Origin of the sequence: Amycolatopsis sp. A133 (assembly GCF_031082405.1) — a bacterium.
GTDB lineage: Bacteria > Actinomycetota > Actinomycetes > Mycobacteriales > Pseudonocardiaceae > Amycolatopsis.
Genome location: NZ_JAVHJU010000034.1, coordinates 61414 through 82847, shown reverse-complemented (window position 1 = coordinate 82847; position 21434 = coordinate 61414). Strand labels below are relative to the sequence as shown.

Below are 21434 nucleotides of genomic sequence, written 5' to 3'. Positions count from 1 at the left end.
GTCTACTCCGTGTCTCGGGTCAACAGCGCGGCAAGTCCGGCCGCGGTGGGGGTACGGAAGAACTCGGCGATGGCCAGCTCGGTGCCGAGCCGTTCGGTGATCCGGTTGCGCAGGACCACGAGCAGCATCGAATGGCCGCCGAGGGTGAACAGATCGTCGTCGGCGCCGACGGCGGTGACGTCCAGAACCTCCGCGAAGATCTCGCAGAGCGCCTTCTCCACGGGCGTTTCGGGTGCCCGGCCGCGTGCCTCGAACTCCGGCACCGGCAGGGCGGCCTTGTCGAGCTTCCCGTTGGCCGTGACGGGGAAGGCGTCGAGGGGCACGATCGCCGCGGGCACCATGTACTCCGGCAGCGACCGCGCGAGGAACTCCCGCAGCCGCACCGGGTCCGCGGTGGCCGGCGTGGTGTAGGCGACCAGCCGCTTGTCCCGGTCTTCGCGGACGACGACGAGCGCCTGGGCGACGTCCTCGTGCCGGGCCAGCGCCGTCTCGATTTCGCCCGGTTCGATCCGGAAGCCGCGGATCTTGACCTGGTCGTCGGTGCGGCCGAGGTACTCGAGCTGCCCGCCGGGCCGCCACCGCACCAGGTCGCCGGTGCGGTACATCCGCTCCCCCGGCGGTCCGAACGGGTCGGCGACGAACCGGTCCGCGGTGAGCCCGGGCCGCTCGTGGTAGCCGCGGGCCAGCCCGGCGCCGGCCAGGTACAGCTCGCCCGGCACCCCGGCCGGGACCGGCGAGAGGCCGCCGTCGAGGACGTACGCGCGGGTGTTGTGCACCGGACGGCCGATGACCGGCCGATCGGCGTCGCCGAAGCGGCCGACCAGCGCGTCCACCGTGGCTTCGGTGGGGCCGTAGAGGTTGTACGTCGCCGTGCCCGGCATCGACGCCAGGGTCTCCCACAGCGACTGGGAAACGGCTTCACCGCCGACGCCGACCACGCCGAGGGCGCAGCGGCCATCGGAGATCACGCCGGCCGCGGCCAGCTGCGCGAAGTGCGACGGCGTGAGCTCGAGGAAGTCGAGCCCGCGGTCGCGCACCACGGCCGCCAGCCGGTCCGGGTCGCGGCGGGTGTCGTCGTCGACGACGTGCACCTCGTGCCCGTCGAGCAGCCACAGCTGCGGCTGCCACGACGCGTCGAAGAAGAACGCCCACGCGTGCCCGACCCGCAGCCGCCGCCCGCCCGCGGCCGCGACCGCCGGGCGGTAGAGCGTCTCCCGGTGGCTGTGGAACAGGTTCACCAGACCGGAGTGCGGGATCACCACACCCTTGGGCTTGCCGGTGGAGCCGGACGTGTAGAGCACGTACGCCGGGTTCGACGGCGACGGCGGCGTGAGGACAGCGGAACTGTCCACGACGTCCTCGACGAACAGCGCCCCGGGCACCGGCGAAGCCAGCGAACGGCTGGAGAGTACCAGCGAGGCGCCGGAGTCGGCGACGATCGCCGCGATCCGGTCCCCCGGCTGGTCCGGGTCCACCGGCAGGTACGCCGCGCCCGTCTTGAACACCCCGAAGATCGCCTCGACGACGGCCGCCGAGCGGGGCAGCACCAGCGCCACGACCTTCTCCGGCCCCGCGCCCCGGGCCGCGAGCCACCGGGCGAGGCGGTCGGTCCGGGCGGCGAACCCGGCGAACGTGACGCTCGAATCCGCGTCGCTGAGCGCGATCGCGTCCGGGGTCGCCGCCACCTGGGCGGCCAGCCGGTCGATCACGGTCGGCGCCGGGAGTGTCAGCGGCTCGCCGGCGCCCCACTCGTGCACGATCCGGGTCCGCTCGGCGGGTTCGAGGACGTCGATCCGGCTCAGCGGCCGGTCCGGGTCCGCGACCACCGCCGCCATCACCCGGACCAGGCGCTCGGTGAGCGTCCGCGCCGTCGGCTCGTCGAAGAGGTCGAGGCTGTACTCGAGGTCGCCGTTGATGCCGTCGGCCGTTTCGACCAGGTCGAACGACAGGTCGAACTTCGCCTGCCGCAGCCCGGTGTCCCGGTAGGCCGCCTCCAGCCCGAGCAGCCGTTCCGGCTCCGAACCCGAGTGGTAGACCGCGAGCATGACCTGGAACAGCGGGTGCCGGGCCAGGGACCGGGGCGGGTTGAGCAGTTCGACGAGGTGCTCGAACGGCAGGTCCTGGCCGGCGTACGCCGCCAGGTCGGCCTCGCGGACGCGGTCGAGCAGCTGCCGGAACGTCGGGTCGCCGCCGGTGTCGGTGCGCAGCACGAGGGTGTTGACGAAGAACCCGGCGAGGTCGTCCAGTGCGTGGTCGGTGCGGCCGGCCACCGGCGTCCCCAGCGGGATGTCGGTGCCCGCGCCGAGCCGGGTCAGCAGGGTGGCCAGCACCGCCTGCAGCACCATGAACGTGCTGGTGTCGCTGCGGTGGGCCAGCTCCCGCAGGCCGCGGTGCACGTCGGCGGGCACGGTGAACGGCACGGCGGCACCGCGGTTGGTCGAGCGCGCCGGGCGCGGCCGGTCGGCCGGGAGCGCCAGCTCGTCCGGGATCCCGGCCAGGGTGTCGCGCCAGAACGCCGCCTGAGCGCCGAGGACGCTGTCCGGGTCGTCGGCCCGGCCGAACATCTCCCGCTGCCACAGCGTGTAGTCCGCGTACTGCACCGGCAACGGCGTCCACTGTGGACGCTCGCCGCGGAGCCGGGCGGCGTAGGCGGTGTCGAGGTCCCGCTTCAGCGGCGGCAGCGACCAGCCGTCACCCGCGATGTGGTGCACCAGCAGCACGAACACGTGCCGCTGCGGTCCGGCCGACACGAGCGTCGCCCGGATCGGGATTTCGGCGTCGAGGGTGAAGCAGTACGACGCCGCCGCGGTGACGCGCTCGTCGAGGTCCGCCGCGGACACGGTCTCGGTGACCAGCACCGGGCGAGCCTCGTCGAGCACGACTTGCCGCGGGGTGCCCTGCTCTTCGACCAGGAGCGTCCGGAGGATCTCGTGGCGCGCCACGACGTCACCCAACGCGGCCTGCAGTGCCTCGGTGTCGACCGGGCCGCTCAGTTCCCACGCCCACGGGATGTTGTAGGTCGCGTTCATCCCGTCCAGGCGGTCGAGGAACCACAGCCGCTGTTGCGCGAACGACAGCGGCAGGACCTCCGGCCGCTCGGCAGGCACCAGAGCCGGCCGGCTGCGCCGGCCCGGGTCCAGTGCTTCGGCGAGGCGGGCCGGGGTCGGCGCGTCGAACACCGCCCGGATCGGCACCTCGACGCCGAGCAGCGCGCGGATCCGGCTGACCAGCCGCGTCGCCAGCAGCGAATGCCCGCCGAGGGTGAAGAAGCCGTCGTCGGGGCCGACCGCCGGGACGCCGAGGACGTCGGCGAACAGCTCGCACAGCGCCTGTTCGGCCGGGGTCCGCGCGACCCGGCCGGAGGTGCGGACCTCCGGGTCGGGCAGGGCGGCACGGTCCAGCTTGCCGTTGGCGTTCACCGGCAGCTCGGGCAGGACGACGATCGTCGACGGCACTAGGTACTCCGGCAGCCGCCCGGCGAGCGAGGCCCGCAGCGCGACCGGGTCGCCAGACGGCGCCACGTAAGCGATCAGCCGGTCGTCCCGGGCGATCACGGCGGCGCGCGCCACCGAGGCGTCGGCCGTCAACGCGGCTTCGACCTCGCCCGGCTCGATCCGGAACCCGCGGATCTTGAGCTGCTGGTCGGCACGGCCGAGGAACTCGAGGGTCCCGTCGGCGCGGCGGCGGACGAGGTCGCCGGTCCGGTACATCCGCTCCCCCGGCTCGAACGGCGAGGCGACGAACCGCTCGGCGGTGAGCGCCGGACGGCCGAGGTAGCCCCGCGCGAGCCCGGCGCCGGCCAGGTACAGCTCACCGCGGACGCCCGGCGGCACCGGCCGCAACGCCGCATCGAGGACGTACGCGCGGGTGTTCGCGATCGGCCGCCCGATCGCCACGGAGCCGGCGCAGACGTGCGCCAGGCTGTCACCGGCGACTTCGGAGCAGCCGTAGAGGTTGACCAGCTTCGCCGACGGCCAGCGGGCCGCGACCTTCGCCGCGAGGGCGCCGGAAAGCGGTTCGCCGCTGGTGATCCACGTCGTCACCGAGGCGAACGCGCCGGCTTCGGTGTCCTCGGCGAAGGTGGCGAGGAGGCTCGGCACCACGGTCAGCACCTGCGCGCCGGATTCGCGCACCAATCCGGCGAGGGCGTGCGGGTCGGTGGCCGTGGTGTCGTCGGCGAGGACCACCGGATCGCCCGCGACGAGCCCGCCGAGCAGCTCGGTCGAGCCGTCGATGAACGTCAGCGCGCTCTTCGCCACGCGTACGCCTCGAGCGACGTCCCGGCCCCAGTGCAGCCGGTTGGCCAGGGCCCGCTGGGTGCCGGCGACCGCCTTCGGGCGACCGGTGGAACCCGACGTGAAGATCACGTACGCCGGGTGGTCCGGGCCGATCGACGGCCAGGCCGGTTCCGGCCCGGTGTCACCAGGCCGGACGAGCCGCTCCCCGAAGCCTTCTCCGGCGATGACCAGGTGCGGTGCCGCGTCGGCGAGCATCAGCTCGAGGCGTTCGGCCGGGTGGTTGAGGTCCAGGGGCAGGTAGGCGGCACCGGTCTTGAGGACCGCCAAGAGCGCCACGACCAGGTCCACCGACCGCGGCAGCGCGACCGCCACCACCCGCTCCGGGCCCGCGCCGCGCGCGAGCAGCGCCCGGCCCAGCTGCGTGGCCCGCGTGTCCAGCTCGGCGTAGGTCAGCCGCTCCGGGCCGAACACCAGGGCGGGAGCGGCCGGCGTCCGCGCGACCTGGGCCGCGAACAGCCCGGCGGCCGTCTCCGCGGGCAGCGGGGTCGCGGGGTCGGCGGCGAGCAGGTCGTGCTCGGCGCCGGTGAGCAGGTCGACGGCGCCGATCCTCGTGTCCGGGTCGGCGACGACGGCGGCCAAGAGCGTCCGCAGCCGCTCCAGAACCGCCTCGACGCTCGCGCGGTCGAAGACGTCGCTGTTGTACTCCGCCGTGCCGCGGATCCCGGCCTGGTGGCCGGGCCGCTCGCCGACGAAGAACGTCAGGTCGGCCCGCGCGGTGCCGGTGCGGACCGGCTCCTCGGCGACGGTGAGACCGGGCAGGGCGACGTCGGCGACGGCGTTGTTCTGCCAGGCGAGCATCGTCTGGAACAGCGGGTGGTACGCGAGCGACCGGGCCGGGTTCAGGGCCTCCACCAGCCGTTCGAACGGGACGTCCTGGTGGGCGTAGGCGTCGAGGCTGCGCTCGCGCACCCGGGCCACGAGGTCGCGGAACGACGGGTCGCCGCCCGTGTCCACGCGCAGGACGAGGGTGTTGACGAAGAACCCGACGAGGTCGTCGAGCGCGGAGTCGGTGCGCCCGGCGATGGACGTGCCGAGCGGGATGTCGGTGCCCGCGCCGAGCCGGGTGAGCACCGCGGTGAGCCCGGCGTGCACGACCATGAACACGCTGGCCCCGCAGGCCCGGGCGAGCTCGACCAGTCCACTGTGGAGTTCCGCGTCCCAGCCGAAGGCGAACTGCTCGCCGCGGTAGGACGCCTCCGCCGGGTGTGGCCGGTCGGTGGGCAGCTCGATCCGCTCCGGCAGGCCGGCGAGTGCCGTGCGCCAATAGGCCAGCTGCGGTTCGATCACCGGCTCGCCGAGGACGTCCCGCTGCCACAGCGTGTAGTCCGCGTACTGCACCGGCAACGGTGTCCACCCAGGGGCCGCACCGGCCCGGCGGGCGGTGTAGGCCGTCGCCAGGTCCCGCCACAGCGGTGCGGTCGACCAGCCGTCGGAGGCGATGTGGTGGAACACCAGCACCAGGACGTGCTCGCGGGCACCGAGGCGGAGCAGCTCCGCCCGCAGCGGGATCTCCGACTCCAGCTCGAACACCGTGCCGGCCGCTTCCGACACCGCGTCGGCGAGCGCGGTCCCGGTGACCGGGCGGACCGGCAGCGGGATCGTGACGTCGTCGAGGACCAGCTGCCGGGCTTCCCCGTCGATCTCGGGGAAGACCGTGCGCAGGGCTTCGTGGCGCCCGACCACGTCGGCCAGCGCCGTGTGCAGCGCGCCGACGTCGAGGTCGCCGGTCAGCCGGACCGCCGTCGGCATGTTGTACGTCGCCGACGGGCCTTCCAGCCGGTGCAGGAACCACAGCCGCTGCTGGGCGAACGACAGCGGCAGCACCTCCGGGCGCGGGTCGGCGCGCACCAGGGCGGGCCGGGCGGGCGAAGCGCCCGACGTGGCCAGCAGCGCGGCCAGCCCGGCCACCGTCGGCGTCTCGAACACCGACCGCACCTGCAGTTCGACGCCGAAGACCGCCCGGAGCCGGGCGACCAGGCGGGTCGCCATCAGCGAATGCCCGCCGAGGGCGAAGAAGTCGTCGTCGACCCCGATCGACGCCGCGTCGAGGACCTCGGCGAAGAGCCCGCACAGAACCTCTTCGACCGGGGTCCGCGGGGCCCGGCCGGTGGGGGCCGCCTGCTTGTCCGGGCTCGGCAGGGCGCGGCGGTCCAGCTTGCCGGAGGCCAGCAGCGGGAGCCGGTCCAGCAGCACGAACGCCGAGGGCACCATGTACTGCGGCAGCCGGTCGCGGACGTGGGCCCGCAGGGCCGCGACGAGCGCGCCGGTGTCCCGTTGCCCCGCCGGGTGGTTGCCCAGCGCCTCGAGGGCGGCCCGGACCGGGCGGCCGCGGTGGATCCGCTGCGGCTCACCGGTGGTGAACACGACTTCCAGCTCGCCGACGTTCGCGTTGAAGGTCGCGTACACCCGGTAGCCGTGCCGCTCGCCGAGGTCGTGCAACGCCTCGGGGTCCACCCCGTCCCTTTGCTCCAAAGAGGACAGCGCCGTCTCGGCGTCCCCCGCGGCCAGCGCGGTGACGGCGGCGAGTTCACCGGACAGCCGGGCGTCCGGCACGCCGGTGACGCGCAGCCGGGCCGGACCGGCCGTCAGCAGCCGCTCCAGCTCTTCCACCGAGGCGAACGCGACCACGTCTTCGGCGACCGGCGCCGGCTTCGGGGCTTTCCGCAGGACGACGTCGTAGCGGTGCCGGGTCAGCTCGTTGTGGGCGTGGCCGCGTTTGACCCACAGGTCGACGTCGTCGAAGCCGTCGAGTTCCCCGGCCAGTGCCGCGAAGAAGTCCGGGTCGAGGACGAGTTCGCCTTCCCGCGCGATCGCCTGGTCCACCGCGGCGACGTCCCGGCGGCCGTGCCGCAGCTCGGTCGCCGTCCGGAACGCCCGCAGCGAGCGGAGGTTCCGGATGTCGCCGAGGAAGAGCACGCCGCCCGGCCGGACGTGCGCCGCGGCCGTGCGGAGGACTTCGGCGAGGTAGCCGACGCTCGGGAAGTACTGCGCGACCGAGTTGACGATCACCGTGTCGAACTCCGGCAGCTCACCCAGGTCGTGGGCGGGCCGCGCGGCCAGGTGGACCTTGCCCGCGAACGGCGTCGCCGCGAGTTCGCGCCGCAGGTTGGCGATGGCCTTCTCGGAAAGGTCGACGCCCCAGTACTCCTCGGCGTCCGGCGCGATCCGCGACAGAATCAGCCCACTCCCCACACCGATCTCCAGCACCCGCCCCAAGGCGGAGCTTTCACGTGAAAGCGGGAGTCTCCTCAGGGAACGGATGCGGTCGATCGTGGCCGCGTGCCACTCCCGCATCTCGTCGAGGGGGATTTGGGTGCCGTCGTAGCTGGAGTTCCAGCCGGTGAAGTTCTCCTCCAGCCCGCCGGACGCCGCTTCGGTGAAGACGTTCTCGTGCAGCTCGCGCCACTCGCCGACGTGCTCCAGTTCCGCTTCTTCGTCGCGCCCGGCCGCGGGCACGGCGTAAGCGATGAGCCGCCCGTCCTGGGCGACGACGACGGACTGCCCGACGCGCGGGTGCTCGGCCAGCACCGACTCGATCTCACCCAGTTCGATCCGGTAACCACGGATCTTGACCTGGTCGTCGGCCCGGCCCAGGAACACCAGACGACCGTCCGGCAACCACTTCACCAGATCACCCGTGCGGTACAACCGCCCGCCCGAACCGAACGGGTCCGCGACGAACCGCTCCGCCGTCAGCCCCGGCCGCCCGAGATAACCGCGGGCCAGACCGCTGCCGGCGAGGTACAGCTCCCCCACCACGCCGGGCGGGACCGGCCGCAGCCCGGCGTCGAGGACGTACGCGCGCGTTCCCGGGTCGGGAATGCCGATCGGGACGACCGTCGCGTCCGCCAGCTCGGCCGGGTCGCTCTCGCCGAGCGTCGAGTTGGTGGTGGCCTCGGTCGGGCCGTAGGCGTTGAACATCCGCCGTCCGGGCGCCCACCGGCGCACCAGCTCGGGCGACACGCGCTCGGTCCCGGCGAGCAGCACGCTGTCGCGGGGGAGGTCGCACTCCGCCGGCATGGCGTCGAGCAGGGCGGGCGGGAGGATCATGAAGTCCACGCCGTGCCGGTGCGCGTACTCGGTCAGCGCCGGGCCGGCGACCCGCCGCTCGGCCGGGACCACCACGAGGCGGCCACCCGAGAGCAGGCCGAGGCACAGGTCCCAGAAGGCGACGTCGAAACTCGGCGACGCGAACTGCAGCACCCGGCTGTGCGGCCCCACGCCGAACCGCTCGACCTGGGTGGCGACCAGCTTCGCCACGCCCGAGTGCTGGAGGACGACGCCCTTCGGCCGCCCGGACGAGCCGGACGTGTAGATCACGTACGCCGCGTTCTCCGGCGTGACCGTCACCTGCGGGTCCTCTGTGGACATCCGCGTGAGCGCCGCGTCGTCCAGGAGGAGCCGGGGCAGGGCCTCGGGCAGCTTCGCCTCGACGTCCCGGGTCGTCACCACGCAGACCGGGGCCGCGTCCTCGACCATGTAGGAGATGCGGTCGCCCGGGTAGTCGACGTCGATCGGCAGGTACGCGGCACCGGCCTTGAGCACCGCCAGCTCGGCGACGATCATGCCCACCGACCGCGGCACGGCCAGTGCGACCACGCGCTCCGGCCCGGCACCGCGGTCGAGCAGCAGGTGCGCGAGCCGGTTCGCGCGGGCGTTCACCTCGGCGTAGGTCAGCTCGACGTCCTCGAAGACGAGCGCCACCGCGTCCGGGGCCTCGGCGACGCGCCGGGCGAACATCCCCGGGAACGTCTCGGTGCCCGCCGGGTCGAGGGACCCGGCCCAGGCGGTGAGCACGCGATCGCGCTCGTCCCCGTCGAGAAGGTCCAGGGCCCCGACCGGGCGGTCGGGCTCGGCCGAGGCGGCCCGCAGCAGCACCTCGAGGCGGCGCAGGATGCCGTCCGCGCTCGCGTGGTCGAAGACGTCGGCGTTGAACTCCAGCACGCCGGCGATCCCGGCCTCGCGTTCGGTCAGCGAGATCGACAGGTCGAACTTCGACGTCCCGGTGGTCACCGGGATCTCGGTGACGGCGAGGCCGGGCAGGGTCACCTCGGCGCGGGTGTTGTTCTGCCCGGCGATCATGACCTGGAACAGCGGGTGGTAGGACAGCGACCGCGCCGGGTTGAGCACCTCGACCAGCCGTTCGAACGGGACGTCCTGGTGGGCGTAGGCGTCGAGGTTGCGCTCGCGGACCCGGGCCAGCAGTTCGCGGAACGTCGGTTCGCCACCGGTGTCGACGCGCAGGACGAGGGTGTTGACAAAAAAGCCGACGAGGTCGTCCAGGCCGGCGTCGGTGCGGCCGGCGATGGGCGAGCCGATCGGGACGTCGGTGCCCGCGCCCAGCCGCGTGAGCAGGGCGGCGAGGGCCGCGTGCACGACCATGAAGACGCTGGCGCCGCACTCGCGGGCCAGCTCGGCCAGCCGGGTGTGGAGCCCCGCGTCCCAGGTGAAGGTGTGCAGCTCGCCGCGGAACGTCGCGGTCGCCGGGTGCGGCCGGTCCAGGGGCAGCTCGATCCGGTCCGGCAGGCCGTCGAGGGCCGTCCGCCAGTAGTCCAGCTGGGCGCTCAGCACGCTGTCCGGGTCGTCCTCGCGACCGAGCAGATCCTGCTGCCAGAGCGTGTAATCCGCGTACTGCACCGGCAGCGGCGTCCACTGTGGAGTATCGCCGGCCCGGCGGGCGGCGTAGGCCGTCGCGATGTCGCGCCACAGCGGGGCCATCGACCACCCGTCGGAGGCGATGTGGTGGAACACCAGCGCGAAGACGTGCTCGCGGGCGCCCAGCCGCAGCAGCTCCGCCCGCACCGGCACGTGCCGCTCCAGGTCGAACGAACCGCGGACCAGGCCGGTCAGGGCCTCGTCGAGGTCGTCGACCGCCCGCACCCGCAGGTCGAACTCGCCGGCGGGGAGGATGTCCTGGTAGGGCACGCCGTCCCGCTGCGGGAACCGGGTGCGCAGCGCTTCGTGGCGGGCGAGCACGTCGGACAGCGCCGTGCGCAGCGCCTCGACGTCGAGGTCGCCTTCGAGGCGCATGATCAACGGGACGTTGTAAGTGGCCGACGGCCCTTCGAGGTGGTGCAGGAACCACAGCCGCTGCTGGGCGCCGGACAGCGGGACGAGCTCCGGACGGCGGGTCCGCACCAGCGGCGGCCGGGCGGTCCCGCGGGCGGTGGCGAGCACCCCGGCCAGGCCCGCCGGGGTCGGCGTCTCGAAGACCGCCCGCACTTCGAGCTCGGCTCCCACGGCGGTGCGGACGCGGGCGATCAGCCGGGTGGCCAGCAGCGAATGGCCGCCGAGGGCGAAGAAGCTGTCGTCCGGGCCGACCCGCGGCAGGCCGAGGACGTCGGCGAACAGCTCGCACAGCTGCCGTTCGACCGGGGTGCGCGGCTCGCGGTCCGAAACGGGCGCGCTCCGCTCGGGCGCCGGGAGCGCGCGGCGGTCGAGCTTGCCGTTCGCCGTCACCGGAAGCGCGTCGAGCACGACGATCGCCGACGGCACCATGTGCTCGGGCAGCCGTTCGGCAGCCAGGGCTCGCAGCTGGGTGGGCAGGGCGGCGCTCCGGCGCGAGCGCCGGGGATTGCCGGTGTAGGTCAGGAGCGGGTCCGGGCCGGGCCGGAACGCGCCGGCCGGGTCGCCGGTCGTGAACAGGACGTCGACCGAGCCGTCGCCGGCCGCGGACCAGGTGACGACCGCACCCAGTTCGTACCAGTCTTCGGGGTGCACGCCTTCGGTGATCCGCCCGTTGGGGACGCCTTCGACACGCAGGCCGTCGCCCAGGCGTGCAACCACCTCGTCCACAGTGGACACGTCGGTGCCCCAGGTCAGCGTCTCGACCGGGAGCGGCTCGGCGGCGCCCGGGCGCAGGACCACGTCGTAGCGGTACTGGGTGAGTTCGTTGACCGCCCGGCCGCGCTTGACCCGGATGTCCGCGGCGACACCGTCGAGGCCCGCGAAGAACTCCGGCGCGACGAGCAGTTCCTTCTCCCGCAGCAGACGCTGTTCGACGTCACCGCCGCGCGTCCGCGCCACCGCGGTGTGGAACGCCCGGACCTGGCGCAGGTCCCGGACGTCGCCGACGAAGAGCGACCCGCCCGGCGCCAAGAGCGCCAGGGCCTGGCGTACGACGTCCAGCAGGTAGGTCCCGCTCGGGAAGTACTGGACGACGGAGTTGAGCACGATCGTGTCGAAGAACGCCGCCGGCAGGCCGGTCAGGTCGGCCGCGTCGCCGGTGCGCAGTTCGACCCGCTCGGCGAGCGCGGGATCGGCCGCGACCCGCTCGCCCAGCGAGGTGATGACCTCGGCGGAGAAGTCCGTGCCCCAGTACGCCGCGCAGTGCGGGGCCAGCTCGGTCAGGAGCAGGCCGCTGCCGACGCCGATCTCGAGGACCCGGCGCGGCTGCAGCTCGCGGATCCGCGTGACGATGGCGTCGCGCCACTCGCGCATCTCGGCCCGCGGGAGCGGCTCGCCGGTGTAGCTGGAGTTCCAGCCCGCGAACTCGTCCTCGGCGCCCGAGTACATCGAGTCGTACAGGGCCCGCCACTCGCCGACCTGCTCGGTCTCCTCCTCGGCCGAACCGGAGGTGTCGGCGGGAACGACGTACCCGACCAGGCGGACGTCGCCGGGCCGGTCTTCGCGGGCGACGACAACCGCGTGGGCGACGTCGTCGTGCGCGGCCAGGGTCGCGGCGATCTCGCCGGGTTCGACGCGGAAGCCGCGGATCTTGATCTGCTCGTCGCCGCGGCCGAGGAACTCGAGGACGCCGTCGGAGCGGAAGCGGGCGAGGTCACCGGTGCGGTACATCCGGGCGCCGGGCGCGCCGAACGGGTCGGCGACGAACCGCTCGGCGGTGAGCCCGGCACGGCCGAGGTAACCACGGGCGAGCTGGACGCCGGCCAGGTACAGCTCACCCGGGGTGCCCGGCGGCACCGGGCGCAGGGCGGCGTCGAGGACGTAGGTGCGGGTGTTCCACACCGGACGTCCGATGGGGACGGAACCGTCCTTCGTGGACGTCCGGTGGGACGTGACGTCGACCGAGGCTTCGGTCGGGCCGTAGAGGTTGTGCAGCTCGGCGTCCAAGACCTGCCCGAACTGCGCGACGGCGGCCGGGGGCAGGGCCTCGCCACTGCACAGGACCCGGCGGAGGCTCGTGCACTCCCCCGCGGCCGGCTCCTGCAGGAACACCTGCAGCATCGACGGGACGAAGTGGACGGTCGTGATGCCGCGGTCGCGGATCAGCCGGGCGAGGTAGGCGGGGTCCTTGTGCCCGTCCGGGCGGGCGAGCACCTCGGTGGCGCCGGTGAGCAGCGGCCAGAGGAACTCCCACACCGAGACGTCGAAGCTCGACGGCGTCTTCTGCAGCACGCGGTCGCCGTCCGTGAGACCGTACTCGTCCTGCATCCACAGCAGCCGGTTGACGATTCCCGCGTGCGGGACGACGACGCCCTTGGGACGGCCCGTCGAGCCGGACGTGTAGATGACGTACGCCGGGTTTTCCGGCCGGAGCACGGCTTCCAGGGGCGCGTCCGGGACCCCGGCCAGGGTGTCCGGGTCGTCCAGGAGGAGGGCGCCCGGGACGGCGGTGTCCGCGACGGCCAGCACCAGCGCCGGGTCGGCGTCGTCGAGCATGAAGGCGATGCGGTCGGCCGGGTAGCCGGGGTCGAGCGGCAGGTAGGCCGCGCCCGTCTTGAGCACGGCGAGGATCGCCGTGACCAGGTGCGTCGAGCGGGGCAGGGCCAGGGCGACCACCCGCTCCGGCCCGGCGCCCCGCGCGGCGAGCACGCGGGCCAGGCGGTTGGAGACGGCGTCCAGCTCGGCGTAGGTGAGCTCTTCGTCCTCGAAGACCAGCGCCGGCTGGTCGGGGGTCCGCGCGACCTGGGCGGCGAACAGGTCCGGGACGGTGACCGCGGGGATGGGCTCGGTGGCCCCGGACCAGGTCTTTTCGAGGCCGTCGCGCTCGGCCGGGGTGAGCACGTCGAGGGAGCCGAGGCGGCGGTCCGGGGCGGCGACGACCTGCCGGAGCAGGGTTTCCAGCCGGTCGAGGACGCCGGTCACGGTGGCGCGGTCGAAGACCTCGGCGTTGAACTCGGCCTGGCCACCCACGCCGTCGGCCCGTTCGGTGAAGGAGAACCAGAGGTCGAACTTGGCCGTGCCGGTGCCGACGGGCTGCTCGGTCACGGTCAGCCCGGGCAGCTCGACGCCGGTGCCGGGGGTGTTCTGCCAGGCGAGCATGGTCTGGAACAGCGGGTGGTGCGCGAGCGACCGGGCCGGGTTCAGGGCCTCCACCAGGCGCTCGAACGGGACGTCTTGGTGGGCGTACGCGTCGAGGCTGCGCTCGCGCACGCGGGCGACGAGGTCGCGGAACGACGGGTCGCCGCCCGTGTCGACCCGCAGGACGAGGGTGTTGACAAAAAACCCGACGAGGTCGTCCAGGCCGGCGTCGGTGCGGCCGGCAATCGGGGTGCCGATCGGGATGTCGGTGCCCGCGCCGAGGCGGGACAGCAGCGCCGTCAGGCCCGCGTGCACGACCATGAACGGGCTGGCCCCGCAGGCGCGCGCGAGGTCGGCCAGGCCGGCTTGGAGCCCGGTGTCCCAGGTGAAGGTGAAGAACCCGCCGCGGTAGGCCGAGACCGGCGGGTGCGGCCGGTCGAGCGGGAGCGGGATGCGGTCGGGCAGGCCGGCCAGGGTCTCACGCCAGTATTCGAGCTGGGCCGGCTCTTCGGTGGCCAGGAGTTCGCGCTGCCAGAGCGTGTAGTCCGCGTACTGCACCGGCAACGGCGTCCACTGTGGAGCTTCGCCGTCGAGGCGGGCGCGGTAGGCCGTGGCGATGTCCCGCCACAGCGGCGACAGCGACCAGCCGTCGGCGGCGATGTGGTGCACGACCAGGACCAGCACGTGCCGCCGCGGGTCGACGGTGAGCAGCTCGGCGCGCACCGGGACCCCGGCGCCCAAGTCGAACACGCCGCGGACCAGCCGGTCCACTTCGGTGTCCACATCGGTCACTTCGCGGACGGTCAGCTCCACCGTCGCTTCGGGCAGTACCTCCTGGTACGGCACGCCGTCGGCGACCGGGAAGATCGTCCGCAGCGCCTCGTGCCGGTCCAGGACGTCGGTCAAGGCCCGCCGGAGGGCTTCGACGTCGAGCTCGCCGGTCAGCCGCATGACGAGCGGGACGTTGTAGGTCGCCGAGCCGCCTTCCAGCCCGTGCAGGAACCACAGCCGCTGCTGCGCGAACGACAGCGGCAACCGCTCCGGCCGCTCGGCGACGCGCGCGAGCGGGCGCCGCTCGGTCTCGGTGACGGCGCCGGCGAGCAGCTCCGCGAGCGCGGCCGGCGTCGGGGCGTCGAACACCGCCCGCACCGGCACTTCGGCACCGACGGCCGTGCGGATGCGCTGGATCAGCCGGGTGGCGAGCAGGGAATGCCCGCCCAGGGCGAAGAAGTCGTCGTCCGGTCCCGCCTGCGGCACGCCGAGGACGTCGGCGAACATCTCGCACAGCAGCTGCTCGACGGGGTTGCGCGGCGCGCGGCCCGGTCCGGCGGTGAACCGCTCCGGGCTCGGCAGGGCCTTGCGGTCCAGTTTGCCGGAGGCGAGCACGGGCAGCTTGTCGAGCACGACGAACGCCGAGGGCACCATGTACAGCGGCAGCCGGTCCCGCACGTGCGCGCGCAGCGACGCCACGAGCGCCCCGGTTTCGCGCCGTGCCGCCGGGTTGTTGGCATAAGACCCCGGCGTCCCCGTCTGCCGCACCGGCCGGTACGCGGGACCCCCCTGCCCCGAGCGCCCCAATGTGGCGTTGGTTGCGTCCAACGCACCGAACGCCACATTGGGGCGCAGGAAGACCGCCTCGAGCTCGCCGGCCTCGGGTGCCAAGGTGACCGCCACGCGGTAGCCGGCGCGCTCGCCGAGCCGGTACAGCGCTTCCGGGTCGACGCCGTCCCGGCGTTCCAGTGCGGTCAGGGCCGCCTCGGCGTCGCCGGTGTCGAGGGCGCGGACCGCGGCCAGCTCGCCGGCCAGCCGCGCGTCCGGGATCGCGGTGACCCGCAGCCGCTCCGGCGTCTCGGCGGCCAGGAACCGCTCCACCGCCCCGAGGCCGCCGAACGCGACGACCTGCTCTTCCGCCGCTTCCGGCCGCGGGGCCTTCCGCAGGACGACGTCGTAGCGGTGCCGGGTCAGCTCGTTGTGCGCCTTGCCGCGTTTGACCCACAGGTCGACGTCGCCGAAGCCTTCGAGCTTCCGGGCGAGAGCCGCGAAGAAGTCCGGGTCGAGGACCAGCTCGCCCTCGCGCGCGATCGCCTGGTCCACCGCGGCGACGTCGGCCCGGCCGCGGTGCAGCTCGACGGCGGTCCGGAACGCCCGCAGCGAACGGAGGTTGCGGATGTCGCCGACGAAGATTGTCCCGCCCGGGGCCAGGAGACCGGCGGCGGTTTTCACGACTTCGGCGAGGTAGTCCGCACTCGGGAAGTACTGCGCGACCGAGTTGATGATCACCGTGTCGAACTCCGGCAGCTCGCCGAGGTCGTGGGCCGGCCGGGCGGCGAGGTGGACCTTGCCCGCGAGCTCCGGCATCGCCGCGACCTCACGCCGGACGTTCTCGATCGCGCTCTCGGAAAGGTCGACGCCCCAATAGGTTTCGGCGCCCGGAGCGATCCGCGACAGAATCAGCCCACTCCCCACACCGATCTCCAGCACCCGCCCCAAGGCGGAGCTTTCACGTGAAAGCGGGAGTCCCCTCAGGGAACGGATGCGGTCGATCGTGGCCGCGTGCCACTCCCGCATCTGCTCCAGCGGGATTTCGGTGCCGTCGTAGCTGGAGTTCCAGCCGGCGAAGTTCTCTTCGATGCCGTGGGAGCCGGCCAGCATCTCCTCGTGGACGTCGTGCCACTCGTCGACGTGACCTCGCTCGGCCGCCTGGTCGCGGTCGGGCACCGGCACGGCGTAGGCGATCAGCTGCCCGTCCTGGGCGACGACGACGGACTGCCCGACGCGCGGGTGCTCGGCCAGCACCGACTCGATCTCGCCCAGTTCGATCCGGTAACCACGGATCTTGACCTGGTCGTCGGCCCGGCCCAGGAACACCAGACGACCGTCCGGCAACCACTTCACCAGATCACCCGTGCGGTACAACCGCCCGCCCGAACCGAACGGGTCCGCGACGAACCGCTCCGCCGTCAAGCCCGGCCGCCCGAGATAACCGCGGGCCAGACCGCTGCCGGCCAGGTACAGCTCGCCGGCGACCCCGACCGGGACCGGCGCCAAGGCGGCGTCGAGCACGTACGCCCGGGTGCCGGGGTCCGGCACGCCGATCGGCACGGCCGAGCCGGGGGTGATCCCCGGGTCGCAGAGCCCGAGCGTGGAGTTGGTCGTGGCCTCGGTCGGGCCGTAGGCGTTGAACATCCGCCGCCCCGGCGCCCAGCGTCGGACCAGCTCCGGCGACACCCGCTCGGTGCCCGCGAGCAGCACGCTGTCGCGCGGCAGGTCGCAGTCCTCCGGGAACTCGGCCAGCAGCGCGGGCGGCAGGATCATGAAGTCGACGCCGTGGGCGTGGGCGTACTCGGCCAGTGCGGGGCCGGGCACCCGCCGCTCGGCGGGGACGATCACCAGGCGGCCACCCGAGAGCAGGCCGAGGCACAGGTCCCAGAAGGCGACGTCGAAACTCGGCGACGCGAACTGCAGCACCCGGCTGTGCGGGCCGACGCCGAACCGTTCGGACTGCGTCGCGACCAGCTTCGCGACACCCGCGTGCGAAACCACGACCCCCTTGGGCCGCCCGGTGGAGCCGGAGGTGTAAATGACGTAGGCGGCGTTGGCCGGGACGATGTCGGCGGCCGGGTCCGTCGCCGGGTCCCACGAGATGTCGTCGAGCAACAGGACGTCACCGTCGAAACGATCGGTGAGATCGCGCGTGGTCACCACACAGACCGGGCGGGCGTCGGACACCATGAACGCGATCCGCTCGGCCGGATAGTCCTGGTCCAGCGGCAGGTATGCGGCGCCGGCCTTGAGGACGGCCAGCTCGGCGACGATCATCTCGATCGAGCGCGGCACGGCGAGCGCGACGACCTGTTCCGGCCCGGCGCCGCGCCCGATGAGGATGTGGGCGAGCCGGTTCGCGCGGGCGTCGAGTTCGGCGTAGGTGAGTTCCTCGTCCTCGAAGACGAGCGCGACGGCGTCCGGGTTCTCGCGGACGCGGGCCGCGAACAGCTCCGGCAGCGTCGCAAGTGGTGCCGTGAAGTCGGTGTCGTTCCACTCCTCGAGGAGCCGGTGGCGTTCCGGCGCCGTCATGAGGTCCAGCCGGTTTACTGGCCACTGTGGACGGTGTTGCGCGTCGGCCAGGAGGCGCTCCAGGTGGCCGACCATGCGGTACACAGTGGACTCGTCGAAAACGTCGGCGCGGTAGTGCAGCCCGTCCGCGGTCAGGTTCAGGTCCAGCGGAAGGCCGGTTTCGGCGCCGAAGCCGACGTTGACGAGCAGAGCTCCCCCGCGACCGGGCTCGGGGTCCAGCTCGGCGACCAGGTCGGCGAACCGCACCTCGTGCGCCAGCGCTTCCTCGCGCGCCTCGCGCACCCGAGCGACGACGTCGGCGAACCCGGGCGAGCCACCCAGATCCACCCGCAGGGGCACCAGCGCGCCGATCCCGAGCACGACGTCCACCGTTCCCGCATACCGGGACAACAGCACTGTGAACGCCGCGAGGAGGGTCAGCTCGTCGACGGCGGGTAGCGGCCGGTCCAGCCGAGCGAAGACGGGCTCGGCCGGGTACGGCCGGTCCACCGGCAGCGGCAGCTCCTTCGGCACCGAAGCGAGGCGGTCGCGCCAGAAACCGAGCCTCGACACCTGCTGCACAGCGTCACCGTTGCTCACCGGTAGACCAGCCTCCCGCTGCTCACGGCGTCCCGATCGGGACGCGAAGTTAGGTGACCCTAACAAACGGATGGTGAGGATGCACTCCTGTACCATCGGTTAGCCTTACCTAAATCAGTACCAGTCGGAGGTGCGGTGCGAACAGACCCCGGAGGGATCGCTCTCAAGCGACGCCCGCCACACACGGGCCGCGCGCTCGGTCTGCTGGCCGCTCTCGGTGTCCTGGTTTTCCTCTGCCTGCTGAGTGTCTGGCTGGGGTCCAAGGAGATCTCGTTCGGCGCCGTCTGGCAGGTGCTCTGGCACGACGACGGCTCGGCCGACGCGGTGATCATCCACAGTGTCCGGATGCCGCGGACCCTGCTGGCGGTGCTGGTCGGCGCCGCGCTGGGCCTGGCGGGCACCGTCATGCAGGCGCTGACCCGCAACCCATTGGCCGACCCGGGGCTGCTCGGCATCAGCGCCGGGGCCGCGTTCGCCATCGTCTTCTCCGTCACGGTGCTCGGCGTCGGCTCCCTCTACGGCTACATCTGGTTCGCCTTCGCCGGCGCACTCGCCGCGACCGCGGTCGTCTACTTCCTGGGCACCCGGGGCCGCAGCGGGTCGAGCCCGGTCAAGCTCGCTCTCGCCGGAGCCGCCGTCACGGCGCTGCTCGGCTCGTTCACCAGCGCGATGGTGCTGTCGGACCCCGTGGCGCTCAACCGCTACCGCTTCTGGTCGGCCGGCTCGCTCGCCGGCGTCGACAGCGGTTCGCTGGTGCGGGTCCTGCCATTCCTCGTCGCCGGCGTGGTGCTGGCGATCGCCAGTGGTCCCGCGCTGAACAGCCTCGCGCTCGGCGACGACGTCGCGGTCGCCCTAGGACGGCGGCTCGGCCCCCTGCGGCTGCGCGGCGCGCTGGCGATCACCCTCCTGACCGGCGCGTCCGTCGCGGTCGCCGGCCCGATCGTGTTCCTCGGCCTGATCGTGCCGCACGCGGTGCGGTTCGTCATCGGGCCCGACCACCGGTGGCTGCTGCCCTACACCGCGGTGCTCGCACCGTGCCTGCTGCTGGCCGCGGACATCGTCGGCCGGGTCATGGCGCGGCCCGGCGAGGTCCGCGCCGGCGTGATCGTCGCGTTCCTCGGCGCGCCGTTCTTCATCTACCTGGTCCGCCGCCGCAAGCTGGCGGAGTCCTGATGAGCCTGCTGCAGGTGCGGCGCGGCCGCGTCACCTTCCGCTTCGCGAAACCCGCGGTGTCCGGCCAGGTCCGGCTGCGGCTGGTCGCCGTCTCGCTCGTGCTGGCCGTGCTGGCGTTCGTGTTGTTCTGCGCCGGCATGACGATCGGCGACGTCCCGCTGAGCGTGTCCGACGTCCTGTCCGCCGTGTTCGGCGGCGGGGACGGCGGCACCGGCTACATCGTGCAGGAGCTGCGGCTGCCGCGGGCGCTGACGGGACTGCTGGCCGGGCTCGCGTTCGGCGCGTCCGGCGCGGTGTTCCAGACCATCACGCGCAACCCGCTGGCGAGCCCCGACATGATCGGCATCAACGCGGGCGCGGCCACCGCCGTCGTCGCCGGGATCTCGTTCGGCTTCGGCGGCGGCCTCGGCACCACCACGCTCGGCCTGCTGGGCGGGCTGGGGACCGGCCTGCTCGTGTACGTGCTCGCGTGGCGGCGCGGCACGACCGGCTACCGGATCATCCTGGTGGGCATCGGGATCTTCGCGATGTGCACGAGCCTGACGGACTACCTGCTCAGCCGCGCGCAGATCACCGAAGCGCAGGCGTCGATCGGCTGGCTGGTGGGCAACCTCGCCAACCGCGGCTGGGAGCACGTCGTCCCGCTGACCGGCGCGCTGGTGGTGCTGCTGCCGCTGGTGCTGGCCCTGTCGCGGTGGATGCGCACGCTGCAGCTCGGCGACGACGTGGCGGCCGGGCTCGGCACGCCGGTCCAGCCGGTCCGGCTCGGCCTGCTGCTGGCCGGCGCCGGGCTGGTCGCCTTCGCGACGGCGTCCGCGGGCCCGGTCTCGTTCGTCGCGCTGACCGCGCCGCAGATCGCGCAGCGCCTGGCGCGCCAGACGTCCCCGCCGGTGACGGCGTCCGCGCTCACCGGCGCGGTCGTGGTGCTGGGCAGCGACATCCTGGCCCGCATCCTCACGGCGTCCCCGCTGCCGGTCGGCATCGTGACCGGCGCGCTGGGCGCCCCGCTCCTGCTCTGGCTGCTGGCCAGGGCCAACCGATCCGGTTCCGGAGGCTGAAAAGATGACACCGTCCTTGCGGGTGCAGGACTTGCGCGTCGCCTACGACGACCGGGTCGTCATCGACGGCCTCGACCTCGACATCCCGCCCGGGAAGATCACCGCGATCGTCGGGCCGAACGCGTGCGGGAAGTCGACGCTGCTGCGCACCCTGGCCCGGCTGCTCACGCCGAAGGCGGGCGGGGTGTACCTGGACGGCCGGTCGATCCACGACCTGCCGACCCGCCAGGTCGCCCAGCGGCTCGGCATCCTGCCGCAGTCACCGGTGGCGCCCGAAGGCATGACGGTGGCCGACCTCGTCGGCCGCGGCCGCGCCCCGCACCAGAGCTGGTGGCGCCAGTGGTCCACATCGGACGAAGGCGCGGTCCGCGACGCGCTGGCCGCCACGGAGATGACCGACCTGGCCGACCGCCCGGTCGACGAGCTCTCCGGCGGCCAGCGCCAGCGCGCGTGGATCGCGATGGCGGTCGCCCAGGGCACCCCGGTGCTACTGCTCGACGAGCCGACGACGTACCTCGACCTGGCCCACCAGATCGACGTGCTGGACCTGGTCGTCGACCTCAACCGCGCCGAAGGCCGCACGGTGGTGATGGTGCTGCACGACCTCCCGCAGGCCTGCCGCTACGCCGACCACGTCATCGCGATGAAGGCGGGGCGGGTGGTGGCGTCGGGCGAGCCGGCCGCGGTCATCACGGAGGAACTCGTCGACGAGGTCTTCGACGTCCGCTGCCAGGTGACCCCGGACCCGGTGAGCGGCACCCCGCTGGTCATCCCGATCAGCCGCCACCACCCGGCGCCGGTGCACCAGGCCTGACGTCCGGGCGGCGGTCGCGGGCGTTCGGTGACCGTGGCCGGCCACGGCGACGGTGCCGGCGCTCGTCACTCGCGTGACCGGGGCCGGACCTCACGTGATTGAGGCCGGAACTCACGTGATTGAGGCCGGAACTCGCGTGATTGGAGGCCGGAACTCGCGTGACTGGAGAGGCATCTCGCGTGACTGGAGGGGCATCTCGCGTGACTGGAGGGGCATCTCGCGTGACTGGAGAGG

4 protein-coding genes are annotated in these 21434 nt (G+C 73.3%); 3 read left to right on the top strand and 1 reads right to left on the bottom strand.

The genetic code is table 11. The features are described from left to right. Window positions 1–2 precede the first annotated feature (2 nt). Complete coding sequence (locus Q5425_RS22250) at window positions 3–18155, bottom strand: non-ribosomal peptide synthetase (protein ID WP_308674205.1); 18153 nt, start codon at window positions 18153–18155, stop codon at window positions 3–5. Between the two features lie 135 nt (window positions 18156–18290). Here Q5425_RS22250 and Q5425_RS22245 point away from each other — a divergent pair, with 135 nt between their 5' ends. From Q5425_RS22245 to Q5425_RS22235, 3 genes are read left to right on the top strand one after another with little or no spacing between them, the layout of a single operon-like run. Then, window positions 18291–19328: an iron chelate uptake ABC transporter family permease subunit gene (locus Q5425_RS22245; RefSeq protein WP_308674204.1), complete on the top strand. Its 1038-nt coding sequence runs from the start codon at window positions 18291–18293 to the stop codon at window positions 19326–19328. Then, window positions 19328–20386 (top strand): iron chelate uptake ABC transporter family permease subunit, encoded by a 1059-nt coding sequence (locus Q5425_RS22240; RefSeq protein ID WP_308674203.1) that lies wholly within the window; start codon window positions 19328–19330, stop codon window positions 20384–20386. The genes Q5425_RS22245 and Q5425_RS22240 overlap by 1 nt, the downstream gene beginning before the upstream one ends. A 4-nt stretch (window positions 20387–20390) precedes the next feature. Continuing rightward, window positions 20391–21200, top strand: coding sequence for an ABC transporter ATP-binding protein (locus Q5425_RS22235; protein ID WP_308674202.1), 810 nt, complete (start codon window positions 20391–20393; stop codon window positions 21198–21200). The last annotated feature ends 234 nt before the right edge of the window (window positions 21201–21434 follow it).